Genomic DNA, 21,631 nt, shown 5'->3' with positions numbered 1-21,631 from the left:
ATCAGGGAATAACTTCCTCGTGCGAAGCCGCATTTTGATGAAGTGGGTGATGCGGTTTGCCGGCTAAATAGCGATGGCGGAACAGGTCGAAATGGCGGAACAGCGCTTCACCGGCCGCAGTATCACCTGCCTGAAGCAGCAGCTCAGCCGCCACTTCCGCGGTACAGTGCTGACCTTCGCCATGCACTTCACGCAACTGATAGTTCGACGGTCTGGTCAGCGTCAACGACATCACCGGGAAGGTATCCAGCCAGGGGCTTTTACGGAACATCTTACGGGCTTCAGTCCAGGTGCCATCGAGCATGATAAAGAGGGGCGGTTTGCCTGTCATCGGCGGGATGTTCATCACCGGACGCCCGGCATCGGCATAGGACTCGGGGAAAACGACTACCGGCTGAACATCAGGATTTTGCACCGCCGCCAGCAGTGCCGGATCGGGATCGATGCGTGACCAACCAAAGGCTTGCGTGTCCGGCAGTATATCAGCAATTAAGCGACCGGTATTGCTTGGCTTCATTGGTTCTGTATCAAACATCACCAGACAGAAACGGCTGCGGGCTTGCTGCGGCGCCATCGTTGCGCACAGGCAGTTTTTCCTCGGCAGCAGGCAGCGTTGGCAACGAATGGTACGGTTTCCGCGTGCCAGGAAGGGGCGAGTGGCGCGAGCAAGGCGTTCGGCGCGCAGGCGCAGGACAGCGTTTTCAGTCATGAGCGTTAATCTGAGGAAAACGTCATTCTAACGGAATTAGCGGTTAAGCAGTAGTGGCCAGGCAAGCCTGACCACGGAGGGAAGATCAGATGTTTTCGTTCAGCCATTCATCGAATTGCGTCTTCGGCATTGCGCCATTGAGCATATCGACCATCTTGCCCTGCTTATACACCATAATGGTAGGAATACTGCGGATACGGAAACGGGCGCTAAGCTCAGGCTCCGCTTCGGTGTTCACCTTAATAAAGCGCACTTTACCGTTACGTTCGTCAGCGACGTTTTCATAAACCGGGGCGAAGTTGACGCAAGGGCCACACCACGGCGCCCAGAAGTCGATCACCACAGGCAGTTCATCCTGCAGATATTTATCCAGCGTGGCGGCAGTGGCGTTAACCACTTCACCGGTAAATAATTCGCTGCCGCAGCGGCCGCATTTCGCGCCATCAGTGATACGCTCTGGCGGAACGCGATTCGTCGCCTGGCATGAAGCACAAACCGTATTCATTGATTCACCTCGGTGATGAGTAGGGGGTAAGCATTCACTTACCGCATTCCTGAGTAAAAGTGACGATAATTATGGTTGAGAGAGTCTCAGCCAACAAAGTGGTTTGTTCAATGGGTATAATAGGCTGTGGCTGACAGAATTTTCAGCATCTTCAACCCGGGAGAAGCGCGCTCTCTGCCCGGATAACGCGTGCAACGCGGTTTTAGTGGAAGTTGATAGCTAAGCGCCGCCACATCAGGTACTCTGCGCGCTTCGCGCTCAGCCAGGTGGAGGGAAAATGAACGACGAATTTAAAGGTAAAAGCGGCAAAGTCAAAGTGATGTATGTCCGCGGTGATGACGAGAGTAGCAAGGGCGGGCAAAATCCCCGCACGGGTAAAGGTGGACCTCGTCAGGATGGCAGTCGTCGTCCTTCTTCACGTAGTAACACAGACAGCAAACCGCGTGGCGGGCGCGATCGCGACGTAGCACCGGGTGATTCACCATGGCGTACGGTTTCACGCGCTCCGTCTGCAATTGATGACAGCAAACCGGATCACGGTGGCATCAGCGGAAAAAGCTATATCGACCCGGAGCAGATCCGCCGTCAACGTTTGGAAGAGACGCGTGTGTATGGCGAAAACGCCTGCCAGGCCCTGTTCCAGAGCCGTCCTGACTGCATCGTGCGTGCCTGGTTTGTCCAGGAAGTGACCCCGCGTTTCCGCGAGGCGCTGAAATGGATGGCGGCTAACCGTAAGGCTTATCATGTGGTGGACGAGGCCGAACTGGTCAAAGCGTCCGGCACAGAGCACCACGGTGGCGTCTGCTTCTTGATCAAAAAACGTGTCGGAATGCCAGTCAGCGAATGGCTTTCCAACGCGGGCGAGAAAGATTGTGTTGTTGCTTTAGAGCAGATTGGTAATCCACACAACCTGGGCGGCATGATGCGCAGCTGTGCGCACTTTGGTGCGAAAGGGTTGCTGGTGGATGATGCTTCTTTACTGGAGTCCGGTGCCGCAGTGCGCACGGCAGAAGGTGGAGCAGAGCATGTTCAGGCCATCAGCGGCGAAAGCTTTGCTGAAGGGTTGAATGCATTCCGTAAAGCGGGCTATACCATCGTCACCACGTCAAGTCATAAAGGAACCCCGTTAGCGCAGGCTGAACTGCCAGCGAAAACGGTACTGGTTCTGGGACAGGAACGTGATGGTCTGTCAGACAGCACCTGGCAACAGGGCGATCTGAGCGTCTCTATCGGCGGCACCGGCAACGTTGAGAGTCTTAACGTTTCGGTAGCGACCGGCATTCTGCTGGCAGAATGGTGGCGTCAGAACGCTTAAGCTGTTGCTCTAAAGAAAAACGGGCCCCGCAAGGGCCCGTTTTTTTTGGCTGAAACTCAGCAATCGTCAGTGTGCGCCACTGCCGCCACCGCCAGCACCAAATGGCGGACGGGCGAACCAGATCAATACCAGCAGGAACAGGAACACCGCCGCCGACGCCCAGAAGATCTCATTGGCGGAGATAATCAGCCCCTGATTGGTGATCTGTTGGGCAATCCAAGCCGAGGCCTGATCGTGGGTCATTCCCAGTTGCTCCAGCTTGGTATACATCTCCTGCGAGTTAACGTTGTAAGCGTTCACTGACTCGCTAAGGTAGCTGTGGTGCATCGATTCCCGATCGGTCCACATGGTTGTGGTGATCGAGGTGCCGATGGAGCCCGCCAGGGTTCGCGTAAAGTTCGACAGGCTTGAGGCCGCCGCCATCCGATCGGGAGGAAGCCCGGAAAGGGTGATGGTGGTCAGTGGCATAAAGAAGCAGGCCACCGCAAAGCCCTGAATAAATTGCGGCCACGCCGAGGCGCCAAAATCCATTCCCGGTTCAAACGTATACGCTCGCCAGTAGAAGCAGACGGCATACATGATGAAGCTGAAGGTCACCAGTTTTCGCATATCCAGCTTATGCGCGAACCGGCCGATAATCGGCGACAGGATCACCGGCAATATCCCCACCGGTGCCGAAGCCAGCCCCGCCCAGGTTGCCGTGTAGCCATAGACTTCCTGTAGCAACTGCGGCAACAGGACAATCGAGCCGAAATAGAGCATATAGGCCAGACTGATCGACAGGCAGCCAATGGTGAAGTTTCGCGATTTGAACAGCGATAAATCCACAATCGGATGGTCGTCCGTCAGCTCCCACACCAACAGGACAAGCAAAGCGATGACCGCCACCACCGTCAACACAACTATTTCTGGTGAGCTGAACCAGTCCAGCTCTTTACCCCGGTCCAACATCACCTGCAGGCAGCCTATGCCAACGACCAGCAACACCAATCCGACGGTATCTATCGGCCTGATGACGGTCTCCGTTTCCCGGTTTCGCAAGGTTTGCAGCGTCAGCATCACGACCACCACGCCAATCGGCACGTTGATAAAGAAGATCCAACCCCAGTGATAGTTATCACTGATCCAGCCACCGAGGATCGGCCCGCAAATGGGCGCCACAATCACCGTCATCGCCCATAACGACAGGGCGACGCTTCGCTTCGCTGGCGGATAGTTGTTGAGCAGCAAACTCTGTGAAAGCGGGATCAGCGGGCCTGCGACCACACCCTGAACCACGCGGAAGAAGATCAGCATGGTCAGGCTGTCGGACATGCCGCACAGCCAGGAAGCCACGGCAAACGCCGCCGTGGACCACAGGAACAGCTTCACCTCGCCTACGCGCTTGGCCAGCCAGCCGGTAATCGGGATGGAGATGGCGTTAGCCACCCCAAACGACGTGATAACCCAGGTACCCTGAGAGTTTGAGGCGCCCAGGTTACCGGCGATGGTCGGGATAGCCACGTTAGCGATGGTGGAGTCCAACACCTGCATAAACGTGGCCAGCGACAGCGCGATGGTCATCAGAACAAGCTGAGTACCCTCAAGCGGTTTTTGTGCCATAACAGCCTCCCGCTTGCTTAACCTGCATTGGCGCGGATGATTTCAGCAATCATCTTGTCCGCAGGTGCCAGATCCAGAGCCAGCGCATTGGTTTCATAAGCTGGCGCAGAGCGCACGCTGGTGGCCAGCACGCCGCCATCGGTATTGGTGGTATCCACCGTCACCAGCGTAGACAGACCTATACGCAGTGGATGCTGGGCGACTTCCTTCGGATCCAGCTCAATACGCACCGGCAGACGCTGAACCACTTTGATCCAGTTGCCGGTGGCGTTCTGTGCTGGCAGCAGCGAGAAGGCGCTACCGGTACCCATGTCCAGACCGACCACTTTGCCGTGATAAACCACGTCGTCACCATAAATGTCGCTGACAACGGTGGCAGACTGACCGATGCGAACGCCGGCTAACTGAGTCTCTTTGAAGTTGGCATCGACCCACAAATTGTTGGCCGGAACGATGGCTAACAGCGGCGTAGTGGAGGAGATTTGCGAACCAACCTGCACGCTACGGCGGGAAACATAGCCATCAACCGGACTGACCACTTCGGTACGTGCTAATGCCAGCCAGGCATCACGCAGTTCAGCCGCGCTCTGTTTCACCGCCGGCTGATTTTCCAGCGACGTGTTGAGGATCATTGCCTGATTTGCATTGTATTGCTGCGTGGCAACATCCAGCTGAGCTTTCGCGGTGGCGACGGCATCACGCGCATGTTGCAGGTCTTCACGGCCAATCAGGTTCGCAGCCCCTAAAGGCTCGCGACGTTTTAAATCTGACTGAGCCTGTTCCAGCGCGGTCTTTTGCAGATCGATGGTGGCCTGATACTGCTTACCATTAATGATTAGCTGGTGAGTCTGACGAACCGTTGTCGCCAGAGCAGTCTGCGCTTTTTCAAATGCCTGTTGAGCATCGGTTTTATCCAGCGTGACCAGCACATCGCCTTTTTTGACATAGTCGGTATTGTCGAACCACACCTTGTTGACGCTACCTGAAACCTGCGCCATCACCTGCGCCTGGTTGCCTGCAACATACGCATCATCGGTATCCTGATAATGGCGCAACACCATAAACCAGTACACCAGGTAAGCCACCCCGATAACAATGAACAGCACAGCAAGAAAAAGTAACGCTATTTTACGTGTTTTCTTCTTTTTAGCCGGCGGTTGCGGGTTTTGGATCTCCGCATTTGCACTCATGGTCTTCTCCACTTATCCATGCCAACCGGGCATGGCTCAAATGAGTCATGCCCGGATTCTAAAATGCCAGCGGGTTAGCGCTGGCATAAATCAAAAATTTGCGGTCTAAAATAGCGGTTACTGGCAGGCAGGTTGTCGCACAATATGCTATTGAAGGAAAGGTTATCTGGAAAGGGCGGTGACCACTTCCTCTTCGTCCATTTGATCCAGTCGGGTCAATAGCTTACGGGTGATCCCTTCGAGCTGAGATTTTTCTGAAGGATTCAGTGAAGACCACAACAGCTGCAGACATTTATGCTGAGGTGGCAGCAACTGACGCAGGAACTCATTCCCTTTATCGGTCAGGTGCAGGTGCAGGCAACGGCGATCGCTATCGCTTTCACGGCGTTCAATCCAGCCGCGTTTTTCCAGTTCATCGGCAATGCGAGTCGCGTTGGTGCGGGATGATCCCAGCGCAGCGCTAAGTTCTGAAGGCTGAATGCTGTGATTTTCCTGCGCATCAAGGGTAATCAATGCCATAAACAACGTCTCGTTAATTCCCTGAGCCTTGAGCATTTTGTTGCGGTTTTCCAGCAGTTTGCTCTGCATGTGCATGCACAGACGCGTCAACATGATTTCCTGCAAAGGGAAATCTTTCTGGCGGTTAGCGCGGAAATTTAGCATCTGTTCAATGGGAGAAAACGAACTTTCCATCTGGGACCTCATAAGTTGCAACTGGTATCGTATCGATGGTGATAAGTCAAAACATCAATCCTGTCGGCAGGGGTTGTTCACATGCCGGTGGACACCATCAGTAATTTCCAGGTCACTCCATAACCCAGGGCGCTCAGCAGCATCAAAAAGGGCGATACTGCTGGTGTTATAAAAGGTAATACCTGATAAGCCTAAGCCCCTGAGGGTAAGCTCAAACGGTCATCAATCTGAACAAGCCCGAAAACGCCAGTTAACAGCACTCTGCTGGTTGGCGCGAAGCGGGCTCTGCTCAGTTGCAGACCGGTAATCCCCCACCATCACGGCGGAGTTGATTTATTGGTGTGCGGTAATACCGCAAAGAGCGAATCAAACAGCGACGCTCCAACCCGCACACTCAGTAACAAGATGGTCGTATTCTTGCCGGGTCCTTTACTCTGCTGTGGGGATCGACACCACCGCTCAACGCAAAGCACCGGGACGCAATAATGTGGTTAAAACAAACAGGCTGGTTGCTGCGGGCAACACACAATAGAAGAAGATCACGTGCAGCGAGCGGGGCAAATTGTCGGGACATTCTGAACGTCTTCCTGCCTGTGACTTAATAGTTTCATACGAAAAAATAACTAACCTGTATAAGTGCAGACTAACCATACCAGAGTGTGTAAACGCATAACAGGGCAGTCACCCTGAAATTTACGCAATTTACTATTTGCAGGCTAAGAAGTAGCCTGCTCATTATGTGCGCCGCGCCACCAGCTTAAAATATTAAGCAAAGTTAACAAAGCACCGGCACTACAAACGCCATACCAGCCAGCATGTTGAAACGCCGTCGCGGAAACCAGCGAGCCCACGGCACCGCCGATAAAGTAACTGGTCATATATCCGGCGGTTAAGCGGTTGCGTGCCTCGGGCATCTGCCGGTAGATAACACTCTGATTTGTAATGTGAACGGCCTGCACCGCTAAATCCAGCAGGATGATACCAATGATTAATGCAATCAATGAGTGACTTCCCAGCGCGGTGATCCCCCAGGAACACAGCATAATCGCCAGCCCGACGGTGGTGGTTAAGCGGGCTTTGCCTTTGTCGGCAAGCGTGCCGGCTTGTCTTGCCGCCAGTGCGCCCGCTGCACCCACCAAACCCAGTACCCCGATGGTCCCTTCAGAATAACCATAAGGCGGGGAAGCCAGCAGGAAGGCCATCGATGTCCACAACACGCTGAAGTTGGCGAAGGCGAGGCAGCCGGTTATGGCGCGGGTTCTTAACAGAGGGGAATGCGCATACAGGCTGAAAATAGAGTTGAGCAACTGTCCGTAGTTCAACGGAACCGATTGCTTGAAGCGCGGTAAAAAGCGCCATAAGGCCAGGGCCATCAGCACCATAAGGACGCTGGCGACCCAATACACCGTGCGCCATCCTCCGAGTTGGGCAAGGCCACCGGCGACGGTTCTGGCTAACAGGATCCCCAGCAGCAAGCCGCTCATCACCGTGCCAACCACCTTGCCGCGTTTTTCCGGCGCGGCCAGGGTGGCGGCTAAGGGCACCAGAATCTGCGCCACCACCGAGAAGAGTCCGGTGAGCACGGTGCCCAGTAACATTAAGGGAAGTGTTGGAGAAAGGGCGGTGATCACCATTCCTCCCGCCGCCAGCAGGCTCATGATGACAATCAGGCCACGGCGTTCCAGCATATCTCCCAGCGGCACCAACAGCAGGAGTCCGGCGGCATAGCCAAGTTGGGCGGTGGTAACGATAAAGCCGGCTTGATTAACGGAAAGATGAAACGTGCGGGCGACGGTCTCCAGCAAGGGCTGTACATAATAGTTACAGGCAACCGACAGACCTGTTGCCACGGACATCAGGGCAACCAGAGAGGGAGTAAGACCAGCTTGCGGGGATTTCATCGCGCTCAGTATGGTAGTAAAAATCTGAGGGGCAATGGTAACTCAAATTACTATTTCACTCACAGATTAATTAACAGGACAAACCAGTACGAAAAAGGGGCGACGCCAGCGCCACCCCTTTCTACCGCGAAGAATGCAGTTTATTTCGCTGCAGACATCGCGTCTTTCACCCAACCATCAAACTGTGCCTGGTGACCTTTGATCCAGCCATCAACGTGCGCGTTAATGTCGGCTTCAGAAGACTGGCCCTGATGCATACGGGAGTTCTGTGCATTGATATCCGCAATAGGCAGCTTCATCTCTGAGAACAATTTCGCCGCTGCCGGGTTTTTCTCAGCCCAGGCTTTGTTGGCGACGATATGCATGGTGTTGACCGGGAAACCGTAGTTCGCGCCGTTCGGCAGCTTGGTATCCACATCTTTCTGTGCGCCAGGCATAGAAGAGAAGGGTACCTGCAGCCAGACGGTATCGCGGCCCGGAACCAGCACATCGCTCACCCAATAAGGCGTCCAGGTGTAATACAGGATCGGTTTACCTTCTTTGAAGCGGGTGATGGTATCGGCAATCATCGCCGAATAGTTACCCTGGTTATGCACCACGGTATTGCTCAGGTCATAGGCTTTGATCTGGTGGTTAATCACCGCTTCACAGCCCCAGCCTGGCGTACAACCCGTCAGGTCAGCCTTGCCATCGCCGTTGCTGTCGAACAGCTTCGCCAGCTTAGGATCTTTCAACTGGTCGATACGGGTAATGTGGTATTTCTCGGCGGTTTTCTTGTCGATCAGGTAACCCTGTGCGGCACCCTGAACATAGGTGCCTTCGCGGAAGAACTTCTTATCGCCGCCGGCTGCGTTGTACATATCATCATGCAACGGCTTCCAGTTAGTGGCGATAAATGTGCCGTCACCCGCAGCGATAGTGGTATAGGCGACGTTGTAATCCACTTCACTTGGCTGATCAACGGTGTAACCCAGTTTTTCCAGCGCACGGCTGACCAGCAGGGTCTGGAAGGTTTCTTCTGAAATGGTGCTTTGAACCGGCTTAACGGTAATGCCTTTGCCTGGCAGATCGGCGGCGGAAACCTGAGTGGCGACCAGGGTAGTCAATGCGGCGGCTAACAATGCTGTCTTACGCATGGGATATCCTTTTTTGAGTTATCGTAGCTTGCCGGTGGCGCGGCGGGCACGCCACCAGCAGCAGAAGGTGTTACTTGATAAACGGACGGGTAAACAGGCCCAGTGGTCCGGTGTTGTACCAGCGGCGAGCGCCCCGGCTGCGGCTGTCGCGGCCAACGGACTGCGTCAGACGGTCAAGGATAATGGCGAGGATAACGATGCCCACGCCACCGACGGTAGCCAGACCCATATCCAGACGACCAATTCCGCGCAGAACCATCTGGCCCAGGCCGCCGACTGCGATCATCGAGGCGATTACCACCATCGACAGTGCCAGCATCAGCGTCTGGTTTACGCCAGCCATAATGGTGGGCATCGCCAGCGGCAGCTGCACTTTAAACAGCATCTGACGTGGGCTGGCACCAAAGGATTCACCGGCTTCAATCAGATCGGCGGGCACCTGCTTAATCCCCAGGATGGTCAGACGAACAATCGGCGGCAGTGCAAAGATAATGGTGACCACCACGCCCGGCACGTTGCCGATACCGAACAGCATGACAATCGGCACCAGATACACGAAGGCCGGGGTGGTTTGCATCGCATCCAACAGCGGCCGGATAATTTTCGCCGCGCGGTCAGATCTCGCCAGCCAAATGCCTAAGGGCAAACCGATCAGAATACAGAACAGCAGGGCGGTGAGAACCAACGCCAGCGTGACCATCGCCTGTGACCAGGCACCAATCGCCCCAATCGCAATCAGTGAGACCAGGGTGGCGATACCCATTCCAAGGCTGGACATCTGCCAGGCAATCAGGGCAAAAATCACTATGGCGACCGGCGCCGGCATACCCAGCAGCAGTTGCTGGAAAGCGCTGAGGATGTAATCCACCGGCACACGAATGCCCTGGAACACCGGACGGAAGTGGGAAACGATCCAGTCGATACCGGTGGTCACCCAACTGTCCAGCGGGATCAGCGTTTTGTGGAACGGGTCGAGAATGTTGAAGTGCTCGGCTTGTGGCGCCGGCGTGCTGTTTAACCAGTCGCTGCCGCTGGCCGCCGCAGCATCATGACCCCCTGATGGCGTTCCCCATGCATCGCCACCGCCTGTGGGTGCTGCGTCTGTTGGGGCAGACGTTGCGGAACCGCCGTCAGCAGGGGCTGAAGACGTGGTGCCACCATCAGAAGGCGCGGCGGTAGACCAGGGATCGCTGCTGCTGGCGGCAGACTGGGTGCTGTCAGTCGCCGGTGCGCTGGTGGCTGCAGGGGCGTTCGTCGCAGGCGTGCTCGAGGCCGCCCATGGATCGGTTGCGGTTGTTTGTTCACTCATTGCTGGCTCCTTCGCGGTCTAATGCCTGTAGTAACGTGCCTTTGGAGATAATCCCGATGTACTGATGGTCTTCACCGACAATCGGCACGGCACACGGTGCCTGAGCCACGTGAGTCAGCAAGTCGCTCAGCGAGGTATCGCCAGGAACGGCGGCAGGAGTTGCAAGGATGGCGCCATCCAGACCCTCACCGGAAGCCAGCGCGGCTTTCAGGGAGTCGGTGGAAACCACACCAACGAAGCGTTGTTTTTCAAGAATGTAGCCGTATTCACGGTCAGCATCCTGCAACAGCTTAAGCGCAGAGCGAGGGCCAAAGCCGGGGGCTTTACGCATCAATGCGCCCGCGCTGCGACGGGCAATATCTTTCGCGCTGTACACGTGGCTGATATCCACGCCGCGGAAGAAGGTGCGGACATAGTCATTCGCCGGATTATTCAGGATCTCATCCGGGGTTCCCACCTGGATGACTTCACCGCCCTGCATAATGGCAATTCGGTCACCAATGCGCATGGCTTCATCAAGGTCATGGGAAATAAAGACGATGGTGCGCTGGTGGCGCGACTGCAGTTTCACCAGCTCATCCTGCATTTCGGTACGGATTAACGGATCAAGTGCTGAGAAGGCTTCATCCATCAATAAAATATCCGGATTAATTGCCAGAGCGCGGGCTAATCCAACACGCTGACGCATACCGCCAGATAATTCGTCCGGGTAAGCATGAGCATAATTATCCAGGCCCACCTGACGTAGTGCATCAAGCGCTTTTTCCTGACGCTCCTGCAGCGGAACGCCAGCTAATTCCATGCCAAATGCGGCATTATTCAGAACTGACATATGCGGCATTAATGCGAATGACTGGAATACCATGCTGATTTTATTTCTGCGAACTTCACGCAGCGCGCTGTCGGATATTTTGGCAATATCGACGCCATCAATGATGACCTGACCCCTGGTGGGTTCTATCAGACGATTGAGAAGGCGAACCATGGTGGATTTTCCTGAACCGGACAACCCCATGATCACGAATATCTCGCCTTCTTCAATGGCCAGACTGGCATCTTTCACCCCGAGAGAGAGTCCTGTTTTCTCGAGCAGTGCTTCTTTGCTGATCCCCTTCTCGATGTGCTTAAACGCACGATCGGGATTTTCCCCAAATACCTTATATAAATTCTTAACTTCTAGTTTAATTGCCATGCAATATTTAAATTCCTTGTTAGCGGTTAATTTCTTATATTTCTTATTTTACCTGGTTGAATATTAGCGGGCTATACCGTAGCACACTGAGATTCTGAGACAACCCTTCAGGCGCAGTGCGAAAATTATCACTGAGACAGCGATCTCCGAAAAATTCAGTAGGGGTAAGGGATTGCGGCGAATTGAGGTGCGGGAAAATAAATGAATATTTCGCTCAGGATCATCCGGCAAACCGCCGAATTATTGCCTCAGCAACAGTGATTTGTTGTCAAATATGCCACACAAAACTGCCATTAATCTGTCATTCAATTTTTGTTGAACGACTGATTAATAAAAAATAAATGACGGGTGATGAGAGGAAAGATGGCTGCCGGGCGCAGCCATCTGGCAGGCAGTTAAAAATTCCAGTCTTCGTCTTCCGTATCGACCGCTTTGCCCATCACATAGGATGACCCCGATCCGGAGAAGAAATCGTGATTCTCATCGGCGTTAGGCGATAGCGCGGAGAGGATGGCCGGGTTCACGTCGGTCATTTCTGCCGGGAAAAGGGCTTCATAACCGAGGTTCATCAGCGCCTTGTTGGCGTTGTAATGCAGGAATTTTTTCACCTCTTCGCTCCAGCCCACGCCGTCGTACAAGGCTTCGGTATACGCCAGTTCGTTTTCATACAGCGCCAGCAGTAACTCTACGGCAAATTGCTGCAGCTCATCCTTACGGGCTGGGCTCTCTTTTTCCAGCGCTTTCTGGTACTTATAGCCGATGTAATAACCGTGCACCGCCTCATCTTTGATGATCAGACGGATCAGGTCGGCGGTATTGGTGAGCTTGCCGCGGCTTGACCAGTACATCGGTAAATAGAAACCGGAATAGAACAGGAAGGACTCCAGGAACACGCTGGCAATCTTCTTCTTCAGCGGATCGTCATGATGGTAATGTTCCAGAATGATTTCTGCTTTGCGCTGAAGCGGTTGATTGTCCTCGCTCCAGGCATAGGCGGCATCCACATCGGTGGTATGACAGAGCGTTGAGAAGATCGAGCTGTATGAGCGGGCATGCACGGCTTCCATAAAGCTGACGTTAGACATCACCGCTTCTTCATGTGGCGTGACCGCATCCGCCATCAATGCCGGTGCGCCAACGGTATTCTGAATGGTGTCCAGCAAGGTGAGCCCGGTAAATACGCGAATGGTCAGCTGCTGTTCATCCGCATTCAGGCTGTTCCAGGCGGGAATATCATTGGAGAGCGGCACTTTTTCTGGCAGCCAGAAGTTGGAGGTCAGACGGTTCCAGACTTCCAGATCTTTATCATCTTCGATCTGGTTCCAGTTAATAGCGTGTACACGTTTTAAGGTCATATTTTTTTCTTCCGGGGCGCGTTTTCCGCCCCTTAGGGTGAGCTTACAGCGAGCAGGAAACGCAGCCTTCTACTTCAGTGCCCAGCAGGGCCATCTGACGCAGGCGAATGTAATAAAGCGTTTTAATGCCTTTCTTCCAGGCGTAAATCTGCGCCTTGTTGATATCGCGCGTGGTGGCGGTATCGCGGAAGAAAAGCGTCAGAGAAAGCCCCTGATCGACATGGCGCGTGGCCTCGGCATAGGTGTCAATAATCGCTTCGGGACCGATATCATAGGCATCCCGGTAGAACGCCTGATTGTCGTTATTCATAAACGGTGCCGGGTAATACACGCGGCCAGTTTTACCTTCTTTACGGATTTCAATCCTCGACACGATCGGGTGAATGCTCGACGTCGCATGATTGATATAGGAGATAGAACCCGTCGGTGGGATCGCCTGAAGATTCTGGTTGTAGATCCCGTGCTTCATCACCGCTTCACGCAGTTCCCGCCACTCTTTCTGGCCCGGTAAGGTAATTCCCGCGCGGGCAAACAGCGCGGCGACTTCTGGTGTACGTGGCTGCCAGCGTTGCTCAACGTACTGAGCGAAGTATTCACCGCTGGCGTAACGCGATTCTTCGAAACCGGCAAAGCGCTCTCCGCGCTCCTGAGCCATCAGGTTAGAGGTGCGCAGGGCGTGATAGGTGATGGTATAGAAATAGAGGTTGGTGAAGTCCAGCGCCACCTCAGAGCCATATTGAATGCCTTCGCGTGCCAGATAGCCGTGCAGGTTCATTTGCCCCAGACCAATGGCGTGCGACTGGGCATTGCCACGTTCAATGGAAGGAACCGAATGGATATGGCTTTGATCGGACACCGCCGTCAGACCCCGCACCGCAATTTCCACCGTGCGTGAAAAATCTGGCGAATCCATCGTGTGAGCAATATTCAGTGAGCCAAGATTACAGGAGATATCCTTACCGATACGGCGATAGCTGAGGTCATCATTGTATTCGGTTGGCGTGTTCACCTGCAGGATCTCAGAGCAGAGGTTGCTCATGTTAATCCGGCCTTTAATCGGGTTCGCACGGTTTACCGTGTCTTCGAACATGATGTACGGATAGCCGGATTCGAACTGGATTTCCGCCAGCGTCTGGAAGAATTCACGCGGATTGATAAAGGTGCGGGTGATACGGTCGTCCGCCAACATCTCTTCGTATTTTTCGCTGATGCTGATATCTGCGAACGGCAGGCCGTAAATACGCTCAACGTCATACGGCGAAAACAGCGCCATCTGCTGGTTAGTCTTGGCCAGCTGGAAAGTGATATCGGGAATCACCACGCCCAGCGACAGCGTCTTGATACGGATTTTTTCGTCGGCGTTTTCGCGCTTGGTATCCAAAAAGCGCAGGATATCCGGATGATGAGCATGCAGATAGACCGCACCTGCACCCTGACGCGCGCCAAGCTGATTGGCGTAAGAGAAGGCGTCTTCCAGCATTTTCATCACCGGGATCACGCCCGATGACTGGTTTTCGATACGCTTTATTGGCGCACCCGATTCACGCAGGTTGGAAAGCAGAAAAGCGACGCCGCCACCGCGCTTGGAGAGCTGTAAAGCGGAGTTCACCGAGCGGCCAATTGACTCCATATTGTCTTCAATACGCAGCAGGAAGCAGGAAACCAGCTCGCCTCGCTGCTGTTTTCCACAATTGAGGAAGGTCGGCGTGGCCGGCTGGAAACGACCAGACAGCATCTCTTCCATCAGCGATAAGGCCAGCGACCGATCGCCTTTGGCCAGCGTCAACGCCACCATGCAGACGCGCTCGGTAAAGCCTTCCAGATAGCGTTTACCATCAAAGGTCTTCAGCGTGTAGCTGGTATAAAACTTCCACGCGCCAAGGAAGGTCTGGAAGCGGAAACGGCGTTGATACGCCTGTTCAAAAAGCGAACTGACAAATTCAAACGGATAAGCATTCAGCACGTCGGCTTCGTAGTAGCCCTCTGAAACCAGGTACTGTAAGCGCTCACCAACGGAATCAAATTTCACGGTGTTCGGCAGAACATGTTGCAGGTAATACTGACGCGTGGCTTCTTTATCTTTCTCAAACTGAATGTTGCCGTCGGCATCGTACAGATTGAGCATCGCATTCAGCGAGTGATAATCCAGCACGGCCGGATTCGGGGTTATGAGTGTACTTTCTGTCGCTGCCAAAATTCGGTTACTCCCTGATAAACGTTGGCGATGTCGTCGGCGGTGCCCAGTAGCTCGAAGCGGTACAGGCATGGCACCTGGCATTTCTGCGCAATGATGCTGCCGGCCAGGCAATAGGCTTCGCCGAAATTGCGATTACCGGCGGCAATCACGCCGCGGATAAGTTGGCGGTTACTGACATCGTTTAAAAACTGGATGACTTGCTTAGGCACCGCGCCCTGACTGGTGCCGCCGCCGTAGCTGGGCACCACCAATATATAGGGTTCATCCACCTGCAAACGCTGCGCGGCATCCAGTGGAATGCGGCGCGCAGGCAGGCCGGTGCGGATGACAAAACGGTGCGTGTTTTCAGACTGGCTGGAAAAATAGACCAGCGTCGACATCGTCTTAACCCTGCATCGCCGTGAGTGGGCGAAGCGCGGAGATTTTGTCCGGGCGGAAACCGCTCCAGTGATCTTCTTCCGCCATCACGACGGGCACCTGGCGATAACCCATCGATTTCAGCGTTTCAACGGCAGCCGGCTCGTGGTCGAGGTTAACCAGTTGGTAATCGAGGCCGTGCTTGTCCATGGCGTTTTTTGTCGCATTGCACTGGACACAGTTGTTTTTTGTGTAAATAATAATGCGCATGATTCGTATTTACCTTGTTATCTGGTTGACGTCTCGTCTGGCACGCTTTTTGCTGCAATCCGCTGCCGTCGTTTAACCACATGTAGTGGCTGAGTTGATGGGGTAAATACTAGATATAGTGTTTAGATATTGCAACCACACAATATCCAGGTATAAGAATTTTCTTGATGAGGAAAATGGACAGGCCTTGTCAGGCGCGGGATGCAGCGTTTTAAGACCGGCAAAAAAAAATCCCCACACCATCAGGTGCGGGGATTTGTCTGTAAAGTAAACGAAACTAGTTACGCGATGAGGTGGTCGTTGCAATCAACGCCCCAACAAAAATACCTAATGAAGTACCAATCCCAACTCCATGCCACGGTTTGTCACGCACATAAGAGTCAACTTGCCCACCGGCATCTTTTGCCGCCTGGGTCACACGGTTATTGCCGTGGAGTTTGGCGCGAGTCTCTTTCAACATCGCTTCTGCGCGGGAACGTGCACCGTCGACTTCATCTTTAGTCTTACTTCCGTAAGATTTCAGCAGATCGTCAAGGGTATCGGCCAGCTGATTGACGTCCTGATTGATATCAATGTCTTCATATTTAGTGTTTCGGTTAAACATTTTTCTCTCCCTTGGAAATGAAACGTACTATTAACTATAGACCATCATGCAGATTTTTAGTGACCCGGACCGGAAAGCAGGGCGTTTATGGATTATTCCGAAAGCGCTTAACCTTCACGCTGTTGTAAGGTTGCAGGGTTGGCACGTTTTAGAGGAATGAGTATGTATTTACGCCCTGATGAAGTTGCTCGCGTACTGGAAGGTGCGGGATTTGAAATGGATGCGGTCACCGCAAGAGCCTATGGTTACCGTCGAGGCGATAACTATGTCTACGTTAATCGTGAAGCGCGCATGGGCCGTACCGCACTGATTATTCATCCTGTGTTGAAGGAAAAAAGCCACGGCTTTGCGCATCCGGCCTCCGATATGAAAGCCTGTGAAGAGTACGTGCAGTTTCCGATGTATCTGGCTGGAGAGAATCAGGATCACTACGGCATCCCCCACGGTTTTAGCTCCCGCGCGGCGTTGGAACGCTATATCGTAAACATGTTTGGCTGAGTAATCAGCCCGTTGAGTTTTCGGCGCACGCGTTGGTCGCGCTGAAAATCTCGCCCCCGCACGATCATCCCTCACACTCAGTAACGTTGCTTTCACCGGCCAGAATCGGTATAACGCTGACCCCATGTAGAAGTTTAGACGTCTAAACGGATAAATCAGCGATGCAGCAAAGCAAGCCCGAGACAACTCAACAATTCAAGCGCAGCATGAAAGCCCGCCATCTGGTGATGCTCTCGTTAGGCGGCGTGATTGGCACCGGCCTGTTCTTCAATACTGGCTATATCATTTCCACCACGGGTGCAGCTGGCACCTTGCTCGCCTATATCATTGGGGCGCTGGTGGTCTATCTGGTGATGCTGAGCCTTGGCGAGCTGTCGGTGGCGATGCCAGAGACCGGGGCTTTCCATGTTTATGCGGCCCGCTACCTGAGCCCGGCGACGGGTTACACCGTTGCATGGCTTTACTGGCTGACGTGGACGGTCGCCCTTGGCTCAAGCCTGACCGCTGCGGGTTTCTGTATGCAGTACTGGTTCCCGCAATCGCCGGTATGGCTGTGGTGCTTACTGTTTTGCGCGCTGATTTTTATGCTGAACGTGGTCTCTTCCCGCTTCTTCGCGGAAGGGGAGTTTTGGTTCTCGGTGATCAAAGTGGTCACCATCCTGGCCTTTATACTCCTCGGCGGGGGAGCCATGTTCGGTTTTATCCCGCTGAAGGATGGCAGCAGCGCGCCGTTCTTCCACAATCTCACCGCCTCTGGCTGGTTGCCGCACGGCGGCCTGCCGATCCTGATGACCATGGTGGCCGTCAACTTTGCATTCTCCGGTACCGAGCTGATTGGCATCGCGGCGGGTGAAACCGAGAATCCGCACAAAGTTCTGCCAATGGCGATCCGCACCACGGTCGCACGGTTGATCATTTTCTTTGTGGGTACGGTACTGATCCTGGCAGCGCTGATCCCGATGGATCAGGCGGGGATCGTCAAAAGCCCGTTTGTGATGGTCTTTGAAAAGATCGGTATTCCGTATGCGGCCGATATCTTTAACTTTGTGATCCTCACGGCGATCCTCTCGGCGGCGAACTCAGGATTATATGCTTCGGGCAGGATGCTCTGGTCGCTGTCGAATCAGAATACCTTGCCGCGCTGCTTTGCCAAATTGACCTCCCGCGGTATCCCGCTGATGGCGATTTCAGTCAGCATGCTGGGAGGCTTGCTGGCGCTGTTTTCCAGCGTGATTGCGCCGGATACGGTGTTTGTCGCGCTGTCGGCTATTTCAGGTTTTGCGGTGGTGGCCGTCTGGCTCAGCATCTGCGCTTCCCATTTCTTCTTCCGCCGTGAGCATGTGCGGGCGGGTAAACCGCTGACAGACTTGAAATACCGTGCGCCCTGGTATCCGGTGACGCCGATCCTCGGCTTTCTGCTTTGCCTGCTGGCCTGCGTTGGACTGGCGTTCGATCCGGAACAACGCATTGCGTTATACTGCGGCCTGCCTTTCGTAGCGCTGTGCTACGCGGCCTATCATTTCACTCAGCGACTGAAAAATCGCGAGCTGGCAAAGGAGAGTGTGCGTGTTACCGAATAAACTTTCTGTAAAACAACAGGTGGCCGCAGGGCTGGTGCTGGATGGCGCAATGGCCACCGAACTTGAAGCGCGCGGCTGCGATCTGACCGACGCGCTGTGGTCGGCCAAAGTGCTGATTGAGAATCCTGAACTGATTTATCAGGTGCACTACGACTATTTCAACGCGGGCGCGCAGGTGGCCATTACCGCCAGCTATCAGGCAACCCCGCTGGGCTTCGCCAAACGTGGGCTGAGTGAAGAACAGTCGCTGACGCTGATTGCCCGCAGCGTGGAGCTTGCCAGCCGTGCCAGAGCTGATTACAAGGCTGCCGAACCGCAGGCTGGCAATTTGCTGATTGCCGGCTCAGTCGGGCCCTATGGCGCCTATCTGGCGGATGGATCCGAATACCGGGGTGACTACAGCCTGCCGCAAGCAGAGATGATGGCTTTTCATCGCCCACGTATTCAGGCATTAGTTGCAGCTGGGGCGGATATCCTCGCCTGTGAGACGATGCCATCCTTTGCAGAGATTCAGGCGCTGGTGGCTTTGCTGGCCGAGTTTCCCGGCACTCCAGCCTGGTTCTCTTTCACGCTGCGTGACGGAGAACACCTGAGCGACGGTACGCCATTAAGCCAGGTCGTCAGTGTGCTGGAGAGTTGTCCGCAGGCCGTTGCGCTGGGACTGAACTGTATCGCGCTGGATAAAGTGACGGCTGCGCTGCAGACCCTCAGCTCACTGACCAAAAAGCCGCTGGTGGTCTATCCCAACTCCGGCGAGCAGTACGATGCGATCAGCAAAACCTGGCACAGCGATGCGTCGACCTGTACGTTGATCGATAATCTTTCTGCCTGGCAGTCTGCCGGGGCTAAACTGATCGGCGGCTGCTGCCGGACAACCCCTGCTGATATCGCCGCGATTGCCCAGCGCTGCCATTCACGATAAGCCGCTAAAAATTTGTCTTATTACGCCCGCAATGGTCGGGCGTAATTAATGAAAACCCGTCAGACTCCGCTTAGACTATTCTGAATATTTAAATTGGCAGGAATGCATATGAGAAGGCTTTTGCTGGCGCTGGCTTCAGCGTGGTTATTGAGCGGATGTGCCACCATTGTTGGCGATCAGACCCAGGACGTTTCCATCCAGACCTGGCCTCAGGGCGTGAAATTTGTGGTGCAGGATGAAACGGGAAGGGCCGTTGCAGAAGGGATTACCCCTAAAACAGTCTCACTGCTGAAGTCTGACGGCTCGTACCTTGGCAAGAAGAAATACACGCTGCAACTGGAGCGCGCGGGTTATGTGCCGCAGACGATCCCACTGGAAGAGAGAGCCAACCTCTGGTACATCCTCGGCAACATTCCGCTGGGTGGCATTCCTGGCTGGCTGTTTGTCGATCCGTTTAATGGCGGCATGTACAACATCCATCCGGAGAAGGTGAATACCATTATGAATCCGGTGGGCGCACGCGGCTAGATGCGGACAACCAGGGGAAGATCGCTCTTCCCCTGATAGCGCGTTCTGACGGGTTCAAAAACGTCCCGACGCTATTGCGCCGTCGGGTTCAGCATCACGTGTGCGGGTTTATGCTTTGCCAGATACTGCTGCTGGAAAATGCACATGCGAATGGTGTTACGGTATTCGCCGTTAATAAAGAATTCGTGGATAAGTTCGCCTTCAATATCGAAGCCTAATTTGGTGTAGATGTGAATGGCTTTCTTATTTTCTTTATCAACGATCAGGTAAAGTTTATACAGGTTCAGCACGGAAAATCCGTAATCCATCGCCAGCTTGACGGCTTTACTGGCAAGGCCTTTCCCTTGATGGCTGGGGGCAATGATAATCTGAAATTCAGCACGTCGGTGAATATGGTTAATCTCAACCAGTTCAACCAGTCCCGCTTTATCCCCTTCAAATTCCACCACAAACCGACGTTCGCTCTGATCGTGAATATGCTTATCGTAGAGATCGGACAGTTCCACAAACGCTTCGTACGGCTCTTCAAACCAGTAACGCATAACGCTTGCGTTGTTATCAAGCTGGTGAACAAAACGCAGATCTTCACGTTCGAGAGGACGCAGTTTTAAGCCATCTTCGGCAGGCATGGGAGACATATAAGTTCCTTTTATCAGATGCAATATTGCTGAGGAATTATACGTCTGACGGGAGGAAATGGCACGGCGTAAGCGTAGAAACAATAACGCCAGCACGGTTTACGGTGCTGGCGTTTAGAATGCGTTAAGGCATCAGAAGTTGTAGCCAGCGACCAGGTAGTAACCCCAACCGGTGGATTTCACTTCGAACTGACCGTTACCAAAGTTCAGCTCCTGGCCATCAGCCCACTGTCCGCCGTTGTGGAAGTAACGCGCCACGAACGAGTAATGCCAGTGATCGTAACCCAGCGAGAGGATATGGCTGGAAGCGATAGAGTTGCTGGTACGGGACGGGCCGGTCTCATCACGCAGATCGGAGCCCCAGTCAAAGTTGGTGAAGCCGATGTAGCTCAGATTTCCGCCCCACAGGCTGGTAATCGGCACGAAGTATTTCACCTTAAAGCGATAGCCATCCCAGCTGTTTTCGTTCGCTGCACCGTAGTTTTCCCACTGGTATTTGGCATACACGTTCAGTGAAAGGCCAACATCTGAGTGGGTATCGATATCGGTACCCAGACCCATGAACCAGGTGTTCTGGCGGTTATCGCTGTTACGGCCCATATCGTAGATATAGTTGTTCGCGAAGTACCACTCTTTGAACGGGCCGAAGCTCAGGTCCGTGTTGGTCAGCTTGTCGATAGAGAAACGAGGTTCGATTTCCATAAACAGCGGGGAGCCGTGGTCAAAGATACCGTTAGCATTGGAGTTACCCACGCCGAAGAAGTTAGTCGCATCGATATAGCCGTAGAAATCGAACCAGTCTTTTTTGGCGAACGCTTCGTATTCCAGATATACGTCGTTATTGAACTGAGGTCCGAAACGGGTGTGGTAGCTTCCCACCACGTTGACGCTCTGATGCCACCAGTCGGAAACATACTCCGGCGAATCGGTAGCAGCAGTTGAAGAGGCACTATAAGAGAGCGCTGCGAGTGCGCCAGCCATCAGAATTTTATATTTCATTATATTACCACAGGCTTAATGACCCTTTTATGAAGCCACTGCGAAGGTCTTATTAAGTCGTCAACAGAAGAGGAAAGGGTGACTGTTTTCACAGCAAAAAACACCCGCGATGAATGCTGCGGCAGTGTGCC

The 21,631-nt window shown here is 53.8% G+C and carries 21 protein-coding genes; 5 read left to right on the top strand and 16 right to left on the bottom strand.

Annotated elements, in window-relative coordinates:
* Position 1 precedes the first annotated feature (1 nt).
* Together EBC_RS18955 and trxC are read right to left on the bottom strand one after the other, a co-directional pair.
* Complete coding sequence (locus EBC_RS18955; RefSeq protein ID WP_013203469.1) at positions 2-709, bottom strand: tRNA-uridine aminocarboxypropyltransferase; 708 nt, start codon at positions 707-709, stop codon at positions 2-4.
* An 85-nt stretch (positions 710-794) separates the two neighbouring features.
* Positions 795-1,214, bottom strand: coding sequence for a thioredoxin TrxC (gene trxC / locus EBC_RS18950; RefSeq protein ID WP_013203468.1), 420 nt, complete (start codon positions 1,212-1,214; stop codon positions 795-797).
* Between the two features lie 277 nt (positions 1,215-1,491).
* Here trxC and EBC_RS18945 point away from each other — a divergent pair, with 277 nt between their 5' ends.
* Positions 1,492-2,529, top strand: a complete 1,038-nt coding sequence (locus tag EBC_RS18945; protein ID WP_013203467.1) for a tRNA/rRNA methyltransferase — start codon at positions 1,492-1,494, stop codon at positions 2,527-2,529.
* A gap of 66 nt (positions 2,530-2,595) precedes the next feature.
* Here the strand turns inward: EBC_RS18945 and emrB are convergent, their stop codons facing one another.
* The 12 genes from emrB to EBC_RS18885 form a co-directional block, all read right to left on the bottom strand.
* Positions 2,596-4,131: a multidrug efflux MFS transporter permease subunit EmrB gene (gene emrB / locus EBC_RS18940; protein WP_013203466.1), complete on the bottom strand. Its 1,536-nt coding sequence runs from the start codon at positions 4,129-4,131 to the stop codon at positions 2,596-2,598.
* Between the two features lie 17 nt (positions 4,132-4,148).
* Positions 4,149-5,321: a multidrug efflux MFS transporter periplasmic adaptor subunit EmrA gene (gene emrA, locus EBC_RS18935; protein ID WP_013203465.1), complete on the bottom strand. Its 1,173-nt coding sequence runs from the start codon at positions 5,319-5,321 to the stop codon at positions 4,149-4,151.
* Positions 5,322-5,483: 162 nt separating this feature from the next.
* Positions 5,484-6,014, bottom strand: a complete 531-nt coding sequence (gene mprA / locus EBC_RS18930; RefSeq protein WP_013203464.1) for a transcriptional repressor MprA — start codon at positions 6,012-6,014, stop codon at positions 5,484-5,486.
* Positions 6,015-6,730: 716 nt separating this feature from the next.
* Entirely contained in the window at positions 6,731-7,915 is a 1,185-nt protein-coding gene (locus EBC_RS18925) for an MFS transporter (protein ID WP_013203463.1), read from the bottom strand.
* 140 nt (positions 7,916-8,055) lie between these two features.
* Positions 8,056-9,051 carry a glycine betaine/L-proline ABC transporter substrate-binding protein ProX gene (gene proX, locus EBC_RS18920; RefSeq protein WP_013203462.1) on the bottom strand — a complete coding sequence of 332 codons (996 nt, stop codon included), beginning with the start codon at positions 9,049-9,051 and terminating at the stop codon, positions 8,056-8,058.
* Between the two features lie 70 nt (positions 9,052-9,121).
* A complete protein-coding gene (gene proW, locus EBC_RS18915; protein ID WP_013203461.1) occupies positions 9,122-10,360 on the bottom strand; it encodes a glycine betaine/L-proline ABC transporter permease ProW in 1,239 nt (412 codons plus the stop codon).
* The gene (proV, locus tag EBC_RS18910; RefSeq protein WP_013203460.1) at positions 10,353-11,552 is read right to left on the bottom strand and encodes a glycine betaine/L-proline ABC transporter ATP-binding protein ProV; all 1,200 of its coding nucleotides are present in this window, start codon (positions 11,550-11,552) and stop codon (positions 10,353-10,355) included. The genes proW and proV overlap by 8 nt, the downstream gene beginning before the upstream one ends.
* Positions 11,553-11,947: 395 nt before the next feature.
* A complete protein-coding gene (gene nrdF / locus EBC_RS18905) occupies positions 11,948-12,907 on the bottom strand; it encodes a class 1b ribonucleoside-diphosphate reductase subunit beta (protein WP_013203459.1) in 960 nt (319 codons plus the stop codon).
* Between the two features lie 43 nt (positions 12,908-12,950).
* Complete coding sequence (nrdE, locus tag EBC_RS18900) at positions 12,951-15,056, bottom strand: class 1b ribonucleoside-diphosphate reductase subunit alpha (protein ID WP_162096480.1); 2,106 nt, start codon at positions 15,054-15,056, stop codon at positions 12,951-12,953.
* A gap of 17 nt (positions 15,057-15,073) precedes the next feature.
* Entirely contained in the window at positions 15,074-15,484 is a 411-nt protein-coding gene (nrdI, locus tag EBC_RS18895; protein ID WP_013203457.1) for a class Ib ribonucleoside-diphosphate reductase assembly flavoprotein NrdI, read from the bottom strand.
* A 4-nt stretch (positions 15,485-15,488) separates the two neighbouring features.
* Complete coding sequence (gene nrdH, locus EBC_RS18890) at positions 15,489-15,731, bottom strand: glutaredoxin-like protein NrdH (RefSeq protein ID WP_013203456.1); 243 nt, start codon at positions 15,729-15,731, stop codon at positions 15,489-15,491.
* Positions 15,732-16,008: 277 nt separating this feature from the next.
* Entirely contained in the window at positions 16,009-16,335 is a 327-nt protein-coding gene (locus EBC_RS18885) for a DUF883 family protein (protein ID WP_013203455.1), read from the bottom strand.
* 162 nt (positions 16,336-16,497) lie between these two features.
* On the opposite strand from EBC_RS18885, the gene EBC_RS18880 reads away from it, so the two are divergent.
* From EBC_RS18880 to EBC_RS18865, 4 genes are all read left to right on the top strand, one after another.
* Complete coding sequence (locus tag EBC_RS18880; protein ID WP_013203454.1) at positions 16,498-16,833, top strand: DUF2002 family protein; 336 nt, start codon at positions 16,498-16,500, stop codon at positions 16,831-16,833.
* Positions 16,834-16,994: 161 nt separating this feature from the next.
* The gene (gene mmuP / locus EBC_RS18875) at positions 16,995-18,413 is read left to right on the top strand and encodes an S-methylmethionine permease (RefSeq protein WP_013203453.1); all 1,419 of its coding nucleotides are present in this window, start codon (positions 16,995-16,997) and stop codon (positions 18,411-18,413) included.
* Positions 18,400-19,335, top strand: coding sequence for a homocysteine S-methyltransferase (mmuM, locus tag EBC_RS18870; protein ID WP_049789622.1), 936 nt, complete (start codon positions 18,400-18,402; stop codon positions 19,333-19,335). The genes mmuP and mmuM overlap by 14 nt, the downstream gene beginning before the upstream one ends.
* A gap of 108 nt (positions 19,336-19,443) precedes the next feature.
* On the top strand, positions 19,444-19,863 hold the full coding sequence (locus tag EBC_RS18865) for a hypothetical protein (protein ID WP_041692100.1): 420 nt from the start codon (positions 19,444-19,446) through the stop codon (positions 19,861-19,863).
* A 71-nt stretch (positions 19,864-19,934) separates the two neighbouring features.
* On the opposite strand, the gene speG is transcribed toward EBC_RS18865, so the two are convergent.
* Both speG and EBC_RS18855 read right to left on the bottom strand, forming a co-directional pair.
* Complete coding sequence (gene speG / locus EBC_RS18860; RefSeq protein WP_041692388.1) at positions 19,935-20,492, bottom strand: spermidine N1-acetyltransferase; 558 nt, start codon at positions 20,490-20,492, stop codon at positions 19,935-19,937.
* Between the two features lie 141 nt (positions 20,493-20,633).
* Positions 20,634-21,500 (bottom strand): nucleoside-specific channel-forming protein Tsx, encoded by an 867-nt coding sequence (locus EBC_RS18855; RefSeq protein ID WP_013203449.1) that lies wholly within the window; start codon positions 21,498-21,500, stop codon positions 20,634-20,636.
* Positions 21,501-21,631 lie beyond the last annotated feature (131 nt).

It is taken from the genome of Erwinia billingiae Eb661, assembly GCF_000196615.1.
GTDB lineage: Bacteria > Pseudomonadota > Gammaproteobacteria > Enterobacterales > Enterobacteriaceae > Erwinia > Erwinia billingiae.
Note: the sequence above shows the minus strand (reverse complement) of the source record. Positions and strands in the feature narration are given on the sequence as shown.